General features: G+C 70.4%; 13 protein-coding genes, 1 tRNA gene and 1 pseudogene. 8 read left to right on the top strand and 7 right to left on the bottom strand.

The window, feature by feature from the left end; genetic code table 11:
* Positions 1–699: 699 nt before the first annotated feature.
* Together ACFRAC_RS12955 and ACFRAC_RS12950 are read right to left on the bottom strand one after the other, a co-directional pair.
* Complete coding sequence (locus tag ACFRAC_RS12955; protein ID WP_382923938.1) at positions 700–1,137, bottom strand: hypothetical protein; 438 nt, start codon at positions 1,135–1,137, stop codon at positions 700–702.
* A 98-nt stretch (positions 1,138–1,235) separates the two neighbouring features.
* Positions 1,236–2,450 (bottom strand): IS110 family transposase, encoded by a 1,215-nt coding sequence (locus tag ACFRAC_RS12950; RefSeq protein ID WP_382923937.1) that lies wholly within the window; start codon positions 2,448–2,450, stop codon positions 1,236–1,238.
* Between the two features lie 270 nt (positions 2,451–2,720).
* Between ACFRAC_RS12950 and ACFRAC_RS12945 the strand changes: the two are divergent.
* Positions 2,721–3,023: pseudogene (locus tag ACFRAC_RS12945) on the top strand (ADP-ribose pyrophosphatase); the annotation flags it as partial.
* Positions 2,989–3,627, top strand: a complete 639-nt coding sequence (locus ACFRAC_RS12940; RefSeq protein ID WP_382923936.1) for a site-specific integrase — start codon at positions 2,989–2,991, stop codon at positions 3,625–3,627. The pseudogene ACFRAC_RS12945 and the gene ACFRAC_RS12940, both read left to right, overlap by 35 nt.
* A gap of 64 nt (positions 3,628–3,691) precedes the next feature.
* Here the strand turns inward: ACFRAC_RS12940 and ACFRAC_RS12935 are convergent.
* Positions 3,692–3,767: transfer RNA gene (locus tag ACFRAC_RS12935), tRNA-Arg, on the bottom strand.
* A 218-nt stretch (positions 3,768–3,985) separates the two neighbouring features.
* Here ACFRAC_RS12935 and ACFRAC_RS12930 point away from each other — a divergent pair.
* Positions 3,986–4,561 (top strand): NADPH-dependent FMN reductase, encoded by a 576-nt coding sequence (locus ACFRAC_RS12930; RefSeq protein ID WP_382923935.1) that lies wholly within the window; start codon positions 3,986–3,988, stop codon positions 4,559–4,561.
* A 16-nt stretch (positions 4,562–4,577) separates the two neighbouring features.
* Here ACFRAC_RS12930 and ACFRAC_RS12925 read toward each other — a convergent pair whose 3' ends face one another.
* Together ACFRAC_RS12925 and ACFRAC_RS12920 are read right to left on the bottom strand one after the other, a co-directional pair.
* A complete protein-coding gene (locus ACFRAC_RS12925; RefSeq protein ID WP_382923934.1) occupies positions 4,578–6,215 on the bottom strand; it encodes an IclR family transcriptional regulator C-terminal domain-containing protein in 1,638 nt (545 codons plus the stop codon).
* Between the two features lie 191 nt (positions 6,216–6,406).
* Entirely contained in the window at positions 6,407–7,690 is a 1,284-nt protein-coding gene (locus ACFRAC_RS12920) for a M6 family metalloprotease domain-containing protein (protein WP_382923933.1), read from the bottom strand.
* Between the two features lie 347 nt (positions 7,691–8,037).
* On the opposite strand from ACFRAC_RS12920, the gene ACFRAC_RS12915 reads away from it, so the two are divergent.
* Positions 8,038–8,682: a TetR/AcrR family transcriptional regulator gene (locus tag ACFRAC_RS12915; protein ID WP_382923932.1), complete on the top strand. Its 645-nt coding sequence runs from the start codon at positions 8,038–8,040 to the stop codon at positions 8,680–8,682.
* Positions 8,683–8,901: 219 nt separating this feature from the next.
* The gene (locus ACFRAC_RS12910) at positions 8,902–10,443 is read left to right on the top strand and encodes an MFS transporter (protein ID WP_382923931.1); all 1,542 of its coding nucleotides are present in this window, start codon (positions 8,902–8,904) and stop codon (positions 10,441–10,443) included.
* Positions 10,444–10,563: 120 nt separating this feature from the next.
* Here ACFRAC_RS12910 and ACFRAC_RS12905 read toward each other — a convergent pair whose 3' ends face one another.
* Complete coding sequence (locus tag ACFRAC_RS12905) at positions 10,564–11,079, bottom strand: MarR family winged helix-turn-helix transcriptional regulator (RefSeq protein WP_382923930.1); 516 nt, start codon at positions 11,077–11,079, stop codon at positions 10,564–10,566.
* Between the two features lie 166 nt (positions 11,080–11,245).
* Between ACFRAC_RS12905 and ACFRAC_RS12900 the strand changes: the two genes are divergently transcribed.
* From ACFRAC_RS12900 to ACFRAC_RS12890, 3 genes are all read left to right on the top strand, one after another.
* The gene (locus ACFRAC_RS12900; protein WP_361341037.1) at positions 11,246–12,031 is read left to right on the top strand and encodes a class III extradiol ring-cleavage dioxygenase; all 786 of its coding nucleotides are present in this window, start codon (positions 11,246–11,248) and stop codon (positions 12,029–12,031) included.
* A gap of 374 nt (positions 12,032–12,405) precedes the next feature.
* Complete coding sequence (locus ACFRAC_RS12895) at positions 12,406–13,404, top strand: RNA polymerase sigma factor RpoD/SigA (RefSeq protein ID WP_382923929.1); 999 nt, start codon at positions 12,406–12,408, stop codon at positions 13,402–13,404.
* A gap of 362 nt (positions 13,405–13,766) precedes the next feature.
* Positions 13,767–14,432, top strand: coding sequence for a TetR/AcrR family transcriptional regulator (locus tag ACFRAC_RS12890; protein ID WP_382923928.1), 666 nt, complete (start codon positions 13,767–13,769; stop codon positions 14,430–14,432).
* 160 nt (positions 14,433–14,592) lie between these two features.
* Here ACFRAC_RS12890 and ACFRAC_RS12885 read toward each other — a convergent pair whose 3' ends face one another.
* Positions 14,593–15,561, bottom strand: coding sequence for a helix-turn-helix transcriptional regulator (locus ACFRAC_RS12885; protein ID WP_382923927.1), 969 nt, complete (start codon positions 15,559–15,561; stop codon positions 14,593–14,595).
* Positions 15,562–15,762 lie beyond the last annotated feature (201 nt).

Below are 15,762 nucleotides of genomic sequence, written 5' to 3'. Positions count from 1 at the left end.
CTCAGGCAGAGCAGAATATGAACAGGCCGTCCCTCCGCGACATTACTTGTATTGGTCTTGCAATTGCCTGAGCCGCCAGCGAATGCAGACTTAATGAAAGCGTTAGTGTTCTCATCGTAGAGGCCAGCCCAGGCGCCATATCCGTCTGAGTCAGAATCGCATACCCGCAACTCATCTCCGTACTCCTTGAACCACGCCGCGGCGCGAAGCCTAGGGAGCTGGTGCGCGATTGTTATATCCCCTCCCGCTGCGCTTGCTGACTGAGGAAAGATGAGTGAGCTGGCAAAAACAAGCGGAACTGCCGCCGCCAATTGTACTTTTCGCACGTTTACCTCCGAATGGCTGTCTGTTCTTTCTGGCGACCCAACTTAGCGGCGCAAGGAAATGGCTAGCAAGGCTCTGCTTCACGCAGAGCTATGACTTGTGTCACCTGTGTAATTCCAGCCAGTCGAAACGCGCCAGCTCAGGCCGGCGGAGTCTCAATGGGCGAGGCAAGCGTGCGATCAGTAGCCGAAGAAGTGAAGGTCAGGCTCCCTGACCTGCGGCCGTGTAATCGATCAACGCTGCGACCTGCGACTTAGCGGTCGGCGGTTGTCAGCGTTGGTCGTCGTTGAGCACCCTTCGACGGCCCCACGACGGCCCGAGGCGCGTCTCATGGAGCCATCGATGGCCGCCATTGGTCGGGACCTTGGTATGAGGTCAGTGCTGCGGCGCTTCCCCAGCAGCAATCTCAAATCCAGAGGATTCGTCCCACGGAACCGCCCTCCACAGGCTCACGGCAGCGATCCAAATGCGGTGCACCAGAGCCCAGTCGGGGTTGTCTCCGCTGAGGGTGACGGTGGCAAGCAGGTCGCATCCCCAGATGCCCTGCTCGTCATCGGGCGACGCAGTGATCACAGACTCTGCTATCTCGGCTACACCCACGTGTACCTCCAGCGTCAGCAAGTCCGCGACTGGCCTGTCGCTGTCGCTGCTACCAGTACCGAGCCTGAACGCGGCCACCGAATCAACGAACGGCCCCAACCACTCGCCTACCAAACGGTCGCCACTCTCCAGTAGGTAGTCCAGCAGGCGATCAAGCGCCTCGTCGCCTCTTTCTTCTCCAGAGCGGCAGAAGAAGCTGAGTTGGTAGGCCACGATTCCCCCATCGTCCGCGCTTGATCGCAAGCTGTTCGTACTGCGCCATCATGCACATCGCGCCTGCGATCGCGGGCGGCGGAGTCTTAATGACCGAGTCAAGCTGCTGTAGCGGCCGGTGTCCTGGCTGGTGGGCTGATGGTGAAGGGGCGGTCGTCCCGCAGCAGGGCCCAGAGGACGTCGACGCGGCGGCGGGCGAGGGCGATGACGGCGGGTATGTGCTTGTGTCCTTGGGCTCGTTTCTTGAGGTAGTAGGTCCGGTTGGGGCCGTCGCGGATGATGCTGGTCTGCGCGGAGAGGTAGAAAACTCTGCGCAGGCGGCGGCTGTAGCGCTGAGGTCGGCGGAGGTTGCCGGTGCGGCGTCCGGAGTCTTTGGCGACGGGGACCAGGCCGGCGGCGGAGGCGAGGTGACCGGCGTCGGGGTAGGAAGCCAGATCACCCGCGGCGACAAGGAACTCGGCGCCGAGGATGGGGCCGATCCCCGGCATCGACTCGATGATGGCGGCCTGCGGGTGGGCGTGGAAGGCGTCGCTGATCTGCCGGTCGAGCTGCTTGAGCCGTTCGTCCAGGGCCAGCACTTGCGTGGCGAGGTCCGCGGTGATGCCCGCGGCCGTGTCCTGGCCGGGCAGTTGGATGTGCTGGGCATGTGCTGCGGTGAGGGCGGTGGCGGCGACCGTTTCGGCGTGACGCACGCCGCGTGCGGCGAGCCAGCGGGTCAGACGGGCCTGGCCGCAGCGGCGCAGGGCGCCGGGGGTCTGGTAGCCGGTGAGCAGGACCAGGGCGCCCTTGTGGTCGACGTAGTCGAAGGCCGCTTCCAGGGCAGGGCTGATGCCGGTGAGCACGTCGTGGAGACGGTTGAGCAGACGGACCCGGTCGGCGATCAAGTCGGAGCGGTGTGTCGTGAGCAGAGCCAGGTCAGCAACCAGGTTCGAGGGCACCTCGACGGGGGCGAAGTCCCTCCTCAGACGGGCTGTCTCGGCGATGACGTAGGCGTCGCGGGCATCGGTCTTGGCCTCGCCCCGGTAGGCGCCGGCCATGCGGTTGACCGTCCGGCCTGGTACGTAGACGACTCGTTGACCGTGGTCGGCTAGCAGGGCCAGCAACAAGGCGGGCGCGGTGCCGGTGAGGTCCACTGCCCAGCGGACCTCACGGGCCAGTGCAAGGATCTCGCTCAGGCCGGCGAGGATGACGGCCTCGTCGTTGCCGACCTTCCGGCTCCAGACGGTGGTTCCGGTGTCGTCGATGGCGACCCACCAGTGGTGGGCCTTGCTGGCGTCGATACCGACCCATAAACAGGGCACCTGCGTGGTCATGTGCGTCTCCTCGGCCTCGGACAGCGTGCCGTTCCGGTCCGAGGACACCCCGCCGTCAGCTCCGTAAACAGCGACCGATTCGCACATCTCAATCAGCGGCCCGGGCGTCCCGAAGAGCGGGGCGGCCACTCCACCGGAGCCACCGGGGGCAAGCGACTTTAGAGCCACACCCCACTCTTCCGGACCGCCAAACACCTTACGGAGCGGCTTTGGGTGGGAGGTGCTTTGGCGCGAGTGATCATGGCCCCGTAAGCTTCCGGCGCGTTGCAGACGGCACTGCGTGAGGTCGAGGAAAGAACCGGCTGGCGGCCGGACCCCCTTGAGCAGGTAGTCACGTATCAGCCCATGGTGGGCATGGTCGACTCACCGCACGACATCTTCGTAGGCAAGGGCGCCAAGCTCGTAGAAGAGCCGACGGACCTGGAGGAGGCGGGACCCATCGCCTGGGTGCCGCTCTCTAACATTCCTGGCCTCATGGCGCGTGGTGAACTCATGGGCTCTCGCACCCTCGTTGCCCTGCTCCACGTCCTCGCCTCGCTTGGCGCTGGCGTTTCGCCTACAACCGCTGCGTGAGCTGCTCGATCCTTCGCCTCTGACGTACAGGAATGACCCGCTGTACGCGGCCTTCGTCCTCGCTATCGCCATCGGGCTGCGCCGCGGTGAACTCGTCGGTCTGCGCTGGACCGACGTGGACCTCGACAAGCGCGTCCTGTACGTCCGCCAGCAAACACAGCGGCGGCGCGGGGTCCTGTATGACGACGACACCAAGAATCGCCGCAACCGTGCCCTTCCGCTCCCGGCCATGTGCATTGCCCCGCTCCGCCGGCACCGGATGCGCGAGTTGGCTGCCAAGCAGCGCGCGGGGGGCCTGGGACGACGGCGGCTACGCTTTCGCCACCCGGAACGGTCGTCCCGTCGAGCCGCGCAACGTGTACCCCTCCTTCACCGGGGTTCTGAGTCCGCCGGCCTTCGCGTCATCCGGTTGCACGACGCGCGGCACGGGTGCGCCACCCTCCTCACTGCTGCCGGTGTGGCTCCCCGCGTCGTGATGGAGATCTTCGGACACAGTCAGATCAGCACCACCATGGACGTCCACACGCACGTCGTCCAGGACACCCAGCGGGAGGCCATCAGTCACATGGATCGGCTGCTCAAGAGGCGGCCCGGTCGTGAGTGACCGGGCCGTTGATGTCAAAGGATGTCAAAGGCCCCGGACCACGATCGGTCCGGGGCCCTTTACCTGGTGCCCCCGGCAGGATTCGAACCTGCGACACCCGCTTTAGGAGAGCGGTGCTCTATCCCCTGAGCTACGAAGGCGCGGATCGTGGAAGATCCGGCGACTAGCCTAGCGGATGCTCGATCGGTCTTGGGAGTTTTCTTGTTTCCGCTGGTCAGGGCGGGTTTGGTGGGTTCGGGGTGGCTGGGTCCGCCGTGGGCCGCTTGACCTCAAGTTAAGTTGAGTTTCTAGGTTTCTCGTGTCGGTCCCGGCCATCACTTGAGCGGGCCGGCTCCCCGCGACGAGAAACGAGGAACCCATGTCCCACGCGCCTCTCAAGATCGGTGTGCTCATCGGCAGTGTTCGGCCCGGGCGGTTCGCCGACCGGGTGTCGCGGTGGTTCCTGTCCGAGATCGGGCAGCGGGACGACATGGAGACGCACGTCATCGATCTGTCCGAACCCGCGCTCGCCGACGAGCTCAAGCTCAACCTCGAACAGTCCGAGGCCCCGGCCCTCGCCCGGCGGATCGGCGGGCTCGACGGGTTCGTCGTCATCACGCCCGAGTACAACCACGGCTACCCCGCCGCCCTCAAGCTCGCCATCGACTACGTCTACCGGGGGTGGCGGGCCAAGCCGGTCGGGTTCGTGTCGTACGGCGGGATGGCCGGCGGGCAGCGGGCCGTGGAGCAGCTGCGGCAGGTCTTCGCCGAGCTGCACGCCGTCACCCTGCGCGACACCGTCAGCTTCCACATGGCCTGGGAGCGGTTCGACGACGGAGGGCGCCCGCGCGACGAGGACGGCACCGCCAAGGCCGCCGCCGTGCTGCTGGACCAGCTCGCCTGGTGGGGGCTCACCCTCCGGGAGGGCCGCGCCGTCCGGTCCTACGACGGCTGAACGGGGGCGGGGACGGTCACAGGAGGACGTGGGTGAAGCGTGCCGTCACTCGCAGGTCGTCCTCCAATGCGCCTGCGGTGCGACGTAGTTGCGGGAGCACGTCCTGCGCGCACGCCTCCCGCGTCCGCCGGGCCGCGTGGACAGCCGTCTCGATCGCCGCCACCACCCGGCCCTCGCCGTCGCGCACCGGTACCGCCAGCGTGCGCAGCCCCGCCTCCGGCTCGTCGTCGGACAGGGCGTGGCCGTGGCGGGCTACCACGTCCAAGGCGGCCGTCAGGTCGTCGGGGTCGGGGGCCCCGGGGTGGCAGAAGGCCCGTTTGCGCAGGTCCGGGGAGAGATCCGCCAGGAGGACGCGGCCCGCGGGGCTCGCGTGCGCCGGGCGCCGCGTGCCCACCTCGGCGCCCGCGCTCAGGGCATGGGCGGGCGCGGTCCCGGCCGTGCAGCGGGTCTCCTCGCCGGACGGGGTCAGGACCGCCAGGGAGACCGACTCGCCGATCCGGCCGGACAGTTCGGCCAGGTGCGGGGCCGCGATCCGGGACAGCGGCATACGGGACAGCGGCGGGAAGCCCAGCGACAGCACGCGGGGCGTCAGCCGGAAGCCCCGCGTGCCCGACCGGCGGACCAGGCCCAGGTGGCCGTAGGTGAGCAGGGCCCTGCGTGCCGTGGCGCGCGTCAGCCCGGTCGTACGGGCCACGTCGGTGAGCGTCAGTTCGCCGCGGCCCTCGCCGAACGCGGTCAGGACCGTCAGCCCGCGCGCCAGCGACGCGACGAACTCCCGGCCCAGTTCCTGCTTGGAGGCGCCCGTCCAGGACGCCAGTCCGGCCGGGCCAGCACCGGGTGGGCCGACGTCCTGGACGGGAGCGTCGCGCAGGGTGCGTTCCATCGCCGCCGCAGCGTCCCGCAGGCGGGGGAGGTGGGTGTGGCACAGTCCGGCGGCGGTGTGCCGGCCGGTGTGGCTGACGATGCTCGCCGCGCAGACGACCCGGCCGCCCTCGCGGGGGTCGCGGACCGGCACGGACAGGGTGAGCAGACCGGGCTCGGTGAGCTGGTCGTCCACGGCCCAGCCGTTCCGGCCTGCCGTCCTCGCCCGTTCTTCGAAGTCGCCGTGCATGTACGAGGACGGCTGGTCGCGCCACGCGTTCCAGTCGGTCTCCGTCCACTCCGCCGCGAACAGCGCGCCCGGCGCCGTACGGTCGGCCGGGAGCAGTTCGCCCAGCGGAAAGCCGAGGGACAGCGGCCGGGAGTGCGTGGCCTGGTGGACCAGGCGGACGCCGTGCCGGTCGGCAGCCGTCAACGTCACCGACTCGTCGGCCTCCCCGGCGAGCGCGTCGGCGTGCCGTGCGAGCAGGGCGGGCCAGCCGAGGGCGGCCAGATAGGCGTTGCCGAGTTCCAGCACGCGCGGCGCGAGCGTCACGTCGCGGCCGTCGAGGCGGACGTATCCCATACGGGCGAGGGTGAGGGCGATCCGGTCCACGGTGGACCGTGCGAGCCCCGTGGCGCGCTCCAGGCCGCTCGCGCTCAGCGTCCCGCCCGCCTCCGTCAGCCTGAGCAGCACCGTCACGCCACGGATCAGAGGGGTGACCGCCTCGCCGGGTACGGCATGACCGGAGGAAACGGCACCGTCACCGTCGTACGGAATCCTCTTCGCGGGCATCTGCTCTCCGTACGGCTGTCGCGGCAGCCCCCACCGTAGACCGGCGGGCCGGCGACGGCCGGTCACCGCTCGCGAAGCCCACCGCTTCCGGACAGCACGTCACCGCTCCCGGGTCGCGTACCTCGCCGCTCCCACGTCCCGTACTTCGCTGCCCCCTAGTCCCGTACTACACCGCTCCCGACCCCCGTACTTCACCGCTCCCGCGTCACCCGCACCCGGTACCCGCCCTCCGCGTCCACCCCCACCACAGCCGCCCGCACCCCGTGCTCGTCGTCCCGGAACTCCTCACCCGGCGCGAAGGTCGCGTCCGACAGTTCGGCGTGGACGTTCGGGCTGCGGGTGCAGCCGCCGCTGTCCTCCTGGGAGTCCTGCACCTTCACCGGGCCCATGCCGGTGTCGACGTCCGCGTCGACCCGGTAGACCAGGACGCCGGGGCGGCAGACGGCCTCGTCGTTGCCCTCACGTGTGCGCAGTTCCAGGGCGTAGCCGGAGTGCGGGCTCAGCGGGACGAACAGCAGTTTGGGGCCGCCCTTGCGGGCGAGCGGGGTCAGGGCGTACTCGTCCGTACCGGGGGCGGACGCGCAGCGGACCTGGGTGTCGTCCAGCCAGCCCAGCTTCCACTTGTGCCAGCCGAGCAGGTCGTTGTTGGCCCCCCAGTCCTCGCTCATGATGTCCCAGTGGCCGACAGCGCCGCCGCCCTCGGCGGTGTAGAGGTCGGGCAGGCCGAAGACGTGGCCGTTCTCGTGGGGGAGGACCCGGTAGCCGGTGCGGTGGTAGGAGCCGGAGCCGTCGTCCTGGCGGGAGTACACGAAGGAGGCGTTGGTGACGGAGACCCCGTCGGCCACGGGCGCCTCCACATTGCCGGCGAAGGTCACCGACAGGACCGTGTCGAGGGCGGACGGGCCGGCGTTCGGGGTGACGAGGACGTTCAGGAAGTCGTACGACGTGAAGTCGACCTGTGCGTCGGCGGCGACCACGATGTCCTGGACCAGCCGGCGGTACCCGGGGTCGAAGGGGGCGCCGCGCTCTATGCCGTACTCGCGGAACGACTTGGGCATCCGCAGCCAGTCGGGGACGGGCGTCTCGGCGCGGTAGTCGAGGAGGCCGTAGGAGCTGGTGCGGAACCACTTCTGGGTCTGCGGGAAGAACTCGCCGTAGCGGTCGAGCGCGCTGCCGGCGCCGGGGGCGTCGGGGAAGTCGACCATGAGGGTGAGGGCGCGGACGGTGCCGGTGGAGCGGGCGTAGCCGCGCGGGGTGGGCACGCCCTCGGACATCTGGACCGCGGGCGGGCCGCTGATCATGCAGGGGCCGAGCGCTGAGGAGTGCTCCGGGGATATCGGTCCGGCCCCGGCCACCGTGGAGGTGCCCGCCGTGAGGTGCCCGGTGCCTGCTGAGGTGCCGACCGCCATGATCAAGGCGGTGACGGAGGCGAGGGCGGCCACACGGCGGGAACGTATCCGGCGGTTCGGCTGCATGCATGGGCCCTTTCAGTCCATGGCAGCCCGCCGGACCGCGCGCTGCACCCTCTCGATCACCCTGTGTCGGGGGATGCGGGCGCGCGCGTTGGGGGAGACCGAACGTGGCTCCCCGCCGTGGTCACGGCCTTGGTGAAGGTGTTTCGTCGATGTGACTCAGGTCACAGGAAAAGAAAGCGAGGGAGGGAAATAACCGGGGAGCACTTCCCCGTTTAGACCTGTGTCCGCGCGAAACGGGGAGCACTTCCCCGGATCGTGGACCCGGGTCGCCAAGGCCCGGGAACGGTGGACGACAGCCATCACAGGGACACCACGCGTCATGTCCCACCGAGACCGAGGAGTACACCGTGCAGACCGCCACCCCCGCAGTGCGCAAGGCGCCCCGGCCCCGCGCCGACGCCCTGCGCAACCGGGAGCGGATCGTCACCGCCGCCCGCGAGATGTTCGTCGAGCACGGCCCGGACGTGCCGCTCGACGACATCGCCCGCCGGGCCGGCGTCGGCAACGCCACGGTGTACCGCAACTTCCCCGACCGTGACGCGCTGGTGCGTGAGGTCGTCTGCTGCGTCATGGACCGTACGGTGGCGGCGGCCGAGCTGGCGTTCGCACAGACCGGGGATGCCTTCGGGGCTCTGGAGCGCTTCGTGCACGCCGCCGCCGACGAGCGGATCAGTGCGCTGTGCCCGATGGTCCAGAGCACCTTCGACCAGCACCATCCGGACCTGGAGGCGTCGCGCCAGCGGTGCGAGAGCCTCGTAGCGGCGATCATGGACCGCGCGAAGGCGGCGGGGCAGCTCCGGTCCGACGTGGACGTCGGCGACGTCCTGATCGCCGCGGCCCAGCTCAGCCGGCCCCCGGCCGGCACCGGCTGCGGCATCGCGGACCGCTACGTCCACCGCCATCTGCAGCTGTTCCTGGACGGGCTGCGGGCCCCGGCCCGCTCCACCCTTCCCGGTACGGCACTGACCATGGAGGACCTGCGCAAGGCCTGACGCGACCCGTCCCGAAGCACATGTCCTGACCCGATCCGTTCGTTCCGACCCGCCCGCCCCGCCGGCACACCGGCCGATGAGTTCGGGGCACCACGGGGGTCGTCACTCGCACAGCCGTACTCCAGCGGCCGTCACCGTCGACGAGCCGTCCCCTTTTCCCTTTCCCTTTCCCTTTTTCCTTTCGCTTTTCCGTCACGAAGTCCCGAAGTGGGTACCCCCATGTCTGAAACAGCCGTGAAGGCTCCCGGCAGCGCCCTCGGTGCCGCCGATCCGAACCGATGGAAGGCGCTCGCCTTCATCGCGATAGCCCAGCTGATGGTCGTCCTGGACGCGACCATCGTGAACATCGCGCTCCCCTCCGCCCAGCAGGACCTGGGCATCTCCGACGGCAACCGGCAGTGGGTCGTCACGGCCTACGCTCTCGCCTTCGGCGGCCTGCTGCTGTTCGGCGGACGTATCGCCGACCTCTGGGGCCGCAAGCGGGCCTTCGTGGTGGGCCTGGGCGGCTTCGCCGCCGCCTCCGCCCTCGGCGGGGCGGCCACCAACGAGGCCATGATGTTCGGCGCCCGCGCGCTGCAGGGCGCGTTCGGCGCACTGCTCGCCCCGGCCGCGCTCTCCCTGCTCGCCGTGATGTTCACCGACGCCAAGGAGCGCGCCAAGGCGTTCGGCATCTACGGCGCGATCGCGGGTGGCGGCGGTGCCGTCGGCCTGATCCTCGGCGGGTTCCTGACCGAGTACCTGGACTGGCGCTGGACGTTCTTCGTGAACATCCCGTTCGCCATCGTCGCCGCGCTCGGCGCCTGGTACGTCATCCGTGAGCCGCAGGGCGGCCGCAACCGTTCCACGCTCGACATCCCCGGCGTGATCCTGTCCACCCTCGGCCTGGTCTCGCTGGTCTACGGCTTCACCCGCGCCGAGTCCGACGGCTGGAGCGACGCCACCACGATCGGCATGTTCGTCGCCTCCGGCGTGCTGCTGCTCGCCTTCGTCATCGTGGAGTCCCGGGTCAAGGCCCCGCTGCTGCCCCTGCGTGTGGTCACCGAGCGCAACCGCGGCGGTGTCTACCTCTCGCTCGGCCTCGCGATCATCGCGATGTTCGGCCTGTTCCTGTTCCTGACGTACTACCTGCAGATCGTGAAGGGCTACTCGCCGGTCAAGACCGGCTTCGCCTTCCTGCCGATGATCGCGGGCATGATCACCGGGTCCACCCAGATCGGCACCCGGCTGATGACCCGGGTCGCGCCGCGGCTGCTGATGGGCCCCGGCTTCCTGGTGGCCGCCGTCGGCATGCTGCTGCTGACCCAGCTGGAGATCGGCTCCTCGTACGCCGCGCTCCTGCTGCCCGCGATGCTGCTGCTCGGCCTCGGCATGGGCACCGCGTTCATGCCGGCCATGTCGCTGGCCACCCTCGGTGTGAAGCCGCAGGACGCCGGTGTCGCCTCGGCCATGGTGAACACCTCGCAGCAGGTGGGCGGCGCGATCGGTACGGCCCTGCTGAACACGATCGCCGCCTCGGCGACCACGTCCTACATCGCCGACCACATCGCCGGCGCGTCCAGCCGGTCCCAGCAGCAGCTGGTCCAGCTGCAGGGCATGGTGCAGGGCTACACCAGCGCCATCTGGTTCGCCGTCGGCATCCTGACCGCGGCCGCGGTCATCGCCCTGACCCTGGTCAACGCCGGCCGTCCGGGCGGCTCGGCGGTGGCGTCCTCCGAGGAGGGTGCCGCGGAGGACCTTCCGGTGCCGGTCGTCGCGCACTGACGCACGGACGGCCGCGGCCGTGACGGCCGTACCCCCGAGGGACCAGGCGTGCGTACGGGGATGGGGACGCTCGGTGCGCACGCCGCGAAGGACCTGCCCCGGCTCGCTGGAACGAGCGGTTCAGCGCAGCCAGGGCAGGTCCGCACCCGCTTCGTTCGGCTGCAGGCCCTCGGCGACGATCTTCATGATCTCGCCGAGGGCCTTCTGCTGTTCCGGGCTCAGCCGGTCGAACAGCGCCTGCCGCACGGCCCCCACATGGCCTGGCGCGGTCCGGTTCAGCACCTCGAGACCGTCGTCGGTCAGCACGGCGAACTGGCCCCGCTTGTCGTCGGGGCAGTCCTCGCGGCGCAGCCAGCCGTTGCCCTCCAGGCGGGCGACGGCGTGCGACAGCCGGGAGCGGGTGATCTTCGCGTACATCGCCAGCTCGGTCATCCGCAGCCGGTGCTGCGGGGACTCGGCGAGCGCGACCAGGAGCCCGTAGTAGAGGTGGGGCATGCCCGCGTCCCGCTGGAGCTGGCGGTCCAGATGGTCGTCGAGCAGGGTGGTCGCCTCTCTGTACGAGCGCCACACGCGCTGCTGGTCCTCGGTGAGCCAGGGGGGCTCCTCCACCGGGGCGGACGTCGATGAGGTGTTCATGCGCTCCACTGTACGAGCACTCTTCTTGAACTTTGAACTATCTCGGCGTACGGTCATGACTGAGCAAACGCTTTAGATTTGAAGCACTTCGTCCGTCAGAGGCGGCCGGAGGGCTTCCACGGAGACGAGACCCGGTTCCCGCCGGGGCTCGGAGGGAGTGCCCGACATGTCCGCCGCCGCCCAGGAACGCATGCCCGCCCTCTACCTCAGCCACGGCGCCCCGCCCCTCGCCGACGACCCCGTCTGGCCCGGCGAACTCGCCGCCTGGGCCGCCGGGCTGCCGCGCCCCAAGGCGATCCTCGTCGTCTCCGCCCACTGGGAGGAGGCCCCGCTCGCCCTCGGCGCCACCGCGCCCGTGCCGCTCGTGTACGACTTCTGGGGCTTCCCCGAGCACTACTACCAGGTCACCTACCCGGCCCCCGGCGCCCCCGAGCTGGCCGAGTCCGTCCGCAAGCTGCTGCGCGCCCCCGGCGTCCCCGTCCAGGACATCCCGGACCGCGGCCTCGACCACGGCGCCTACGTCCCGCTCGTCGAGATGTTCCCCGAGGCCGACATCCCCGTCCTGCAGATCTCCATGCCGACCCTCGACCCCGTACGGCTCATGGAGGTCGGCCGCAAGCTGGCCCCGCTGCGCGACGAAGGCGTACTGATCGTCGGCTCCGGCTTCTTCACCCACAACCTCGCGGCGCTGCGCCAGGGCGGAATACCGACCTGGTCCGTGGAGTTCGACGACTGGGGGCGCCGCGCCCTGGAGCACCGCGACTGGGACGCGCTCCTCGACTTCCTGCACAAGGCCCCCGCAGGCCGCTACGCCCACCCCCGCACCGAGCACTTCGCCCCCCTCTTCGTGACCATGGGCGCCGCCGAGGCGACGGGGGAGCTGGACGGGCAGAAGTCGGTCATCGACGGCTTCTGGATGGGCCTGGCCAAGCGCTCGGTGCAGTTCGGCTGAGGCGGGCCGGGCCCGCCCTGGCAACCTTCCGCGGGCGCTGACCGTCTTCAGGAGGGAAGGGGCGGACGACGACGACCGCCCCTCCTCCGAAAGGCCGACGACGCCGGTGTGAGCGAGATCTCACCGCTTCACCCTCGGCGGCGCCGCCAACGGCGTGAGATCTCGGCGAATCCCGCCTGACCTGCGTATCTGTGGCCCGGACGGCGCCGGGTCGCCCGTGTGGCCCGGCAGGATACTGCAAGATCAGGAAAAAAGGGGGGCGGGTTGGGAATTCTGTCCTGATTCAAGTCGTTGTTCCCTTCGAATGCAGGGCACTCGAGAAGAGTCCCAGGCGTTCAAGGACCACCCGCCAGCCCAATCGCAAGGGAGCACGCATGGCAACCCGTGCCGTCGCCCGTCGTCAGTCCGCCACCGGCGAGGCCGTCGACGCGGCCAGCAGTGTTCGCGCCCATGGCGGCGAGATCGCGGACCGCGACCTGGTCGGCATGTACCTCGACGAGATCGCCCGCACGCCGCTGCTCGACGCGGCGAAAGAGGTCGAGCTCTCGCAGATCATCGAGGCGGGTGTGTTCGCACAGCAGATCCTCGACGGGGGCGAGGAATCCAAGGCGGACGCCACCCGTGAGGAGCTCGAGGCCCTCGTCGCCGAGGGCGAGCGGGCCAAGGACGTCTTCATCCGCTCCAACCTCCGCCTGGTCGTCGCCGTGGCCCGCCGCTACCCCCGCAGCGGCCTGCCCCTGCTCGACCTGATCCAGGAGGGCAACGCCGGCCTGGTGCGCGCGGTCGAGAAGTTCGACTACCGCAAGGGCTTCAAGTTCTCCACGTACGCCACGTGGTGGATCCGCCAGGCCATCACCCGCTCCATAGCCGACCAGTCCAGGACCATCCGCCTCCCCGTCCACCTGGTCGAGGAGCTGGGCCGCATCCGCCGTGTGCAGCGCGAGTTCAACCGCGAGCACGGCCGCGACCCGGAGCCCGCGGAGATCGCCGGCGAGCTCGGCGCGACCCCGGAGCGCGTGATCGACGTCCTGGACTGGGCCCGCGACCCCGTCTCGCTGAACATGCCGGTGGACGACCAGGGCGAGACCCAGTTCGGCGACCTGCTGGAGGACACCTCCGCCGTCTCGCCCGAGCAGTCCGTCATGACCCTGCTGCGCAGCGAGGAGCTGGACGACCTGATCGGCCGCCTCGACCAGCGCACGGCGTCCATCATCAAGATGCGGTACGGCATCGAGGACGGCCGTGAGCGCACGCTGACCGAGGTCGGCAAGCAGCACGGCCTGACCCGCGAGCGCATCCGCCAGATCGAGAAGCACGCCCTGCTGGAGCTGAAGAAGCTGGCGCGCAGCACCGGCTTCGACGCGGCCGCGTAACGCACGCGGCCGCGGGGGCGGCGCCGCCCAGGGGCGTGCGCCGGGTGGCGAAAGACCGCGCAAACATGGCCGCGGAACGCTGCTTCAACCCCCAGGGCCCAGGGAACAAGACCTCAGGGCAAGGGAGTTCGACTCCCACCCGCGGACCACGTCCCGACGCACTCCCCCCGGCGCCGGGACTTTCCCCGAGCCGGGCTTCGGCGCCCATCCCCCCTGGGTGCCGGGGCCCGGCTCCACCCATGCCCACCCCACGTGGGTTCGTTCGAGCGGGACTTCGAGCGGACAAGGGGTCACCCCGTACCTGAACCACGGGGTGACCCCTCGGATGGCAGATTGTGTCACATGGGCATAGCCTGCAGCACGTGAGCAGCCCCACCCCTCCACCGCCCCCGGCCTCCGCCTCCCTCACGGAACGGCGCAAGGCGGCGACCCGCGGCGAGATCGCCCGCGCCGCGGCCGGCCTGTTCGTACAGCAGGGACTGAAGGCGACCCGGGCCGAGGACATCGCGGCGGCAGCCGGTGTCGCGCCGCGCACCTTCTACCGCTACTTCGCGACCAAGGAAGAAGCGGTCGCCCCGCTCTATACGGACGGCGCCGAGCGCTGGACCCAGGCCGTCCACGACGCCCCCGCCGCCTTGTCGGTGCCGCAGGCCCTGGAGCACGCGGTCCGGCACACGCTCACCCCCGGCGAAGGCATCTCCGATGCTTCCTGGGAGTGGACCCGCACCCTGGTCCGCCTCGCCCTCTTCGACCCCGCGCTGCACCGGGTGTGGGCGGAGGTCGGCCACGCCACGGAGGCCCGGCTGGCCACGGTGCTGGCGGCGCGCGGCGCGGGCGACAACGTTGCCGCCGACCTGGCCTTCCCGGCGGCGGTCGCCGCGGCCGCGGTCCGCGTGGCGGTGGAGACCTGGGCCGTCGGAGAGGCCCCGGCCGACGGCCCGGAGGGCCCCAGGGCACGGGCCCTGGTCAACCTGGAGGCGCTGAAGGGCTTTCCGTGGGGGAGCGGGGGGTCCGCCGGTGAGCGGTGAGGGGGGAGAGGCGAACCGGGCAGGGCTGCCAGGGAGGCGGGCTGAAAGAGGGCTGGGCTGAAGGAGGGCAGGGCTGAAGGATGCCGCCCACGGCTCCTGGGCAAGGGCCCCCACCACCCCCAGGCGGAGGCCGCCCGGCTCAAGCGCCCGCTCCCCACCCCTAGGCGGAGGCCGCCCGGCTGAGGCGCCCGCCCAACTGCTCGACGGACCGCACCAGTTCCTCCGGTGCCTCGACGGTGAACTCGCAGCCCACCATCGCCAGCCGCATCGCCGTCCACTCCACCGCGCCCCCGACCGTCCCCCGCACCCGGCACGTCCGCCCGTCCTCCAGCGGCTCCGGCACGCCCAGCCACCCCGGCAACCGCGCGGCGACGAACTCCGCGGGCGCGGCGAACGTCACGGAGAAGTCGTACGACTCCTGCCACCCCCACATGGACTGCCGCAGATACTCGGCGGCGCTCCCCGTGGGCAGCTCCCGCGGGGCGAACCGCGCCCCGGTCGCGAACGGCTCGCTCACCCGGTCCACCCGGAACGTCCGCCAGTCGCCCCGGTCGAGGTCGTACGCGACCAGGTACCAGCGCCGCCCGGTCGACACCAGCCGGTACGGCTCGGTCAGGCGCCGTGACGCGGTGCCGTCCTTCGCCCGGTACGCGAACCGCAGATGTTCCCGCCCCGCCACGGTCGACGCCATCACGGTGAGCGTCTCGGGCGCGATGCTCGCCCCGTCCCCGCTGGCCAGCGGCGTGGTGGCGGCCTGCAACGTGCTCACCCGGTGCCGCAGGCGGGCCGGCAGCACCTGCTCCAGTTTCGCCAGGGCCCGCACCGACGCCTCCTCGACGCCCTCGACGGCGTGCCCGGCACCGGCCCGCAGCCCCACCGCGATCGCCACGGCCTCCTCGTCGTCCAGGACGAGCGGCGGCATCGCCTTGCCCGCGACGAGCCGGTAGCCCCCGTCGGATCCCTTGGTCGCCTGCACGGGATATCCCAGTTCCCGCAGCCGGTCGATGTCCCGGCGCACCGTGCGCCGGGACACCCCCAGCCGGTCGGCGAGTTCACCGCCGGGCCACTCGCGGGGCGTCTGGAGGAGGGAGAGGAGGGTCAGCAGCCGTGCCGGAGTGTCCGTCGTCATGGATGCGAGGATGCCGTACATCTAGGACGTGATCTGACCTAGTGGGCCCGTAGCTTCGAGACATGACCTCAGGCGAGCGCACGACAGCGACACCGCGACAGCGAACGACCACGACGACGGACCTGCCGACGGCGACGGCCGACACGGCCGGCACGGCCGAGAACACCGCACCTGTCGAACCCGGCCCGGCACCGGGGGCCG

The organism is Streptomyces sp. NPDC056628 (genome assembly GCF_042792555.1).
In the GTDB taxonomy this organism is placed as follows: Bacteria; Actinomycetota; Actinomycetes; order Streptomycetales; family Streptomycetaceae; genus Streptomyces.
The sequence above is the reverse complement of the archived record's forward strand: the minus strand, read 5'-3'. Positions and strand labels throughout refer to the sequence as shown.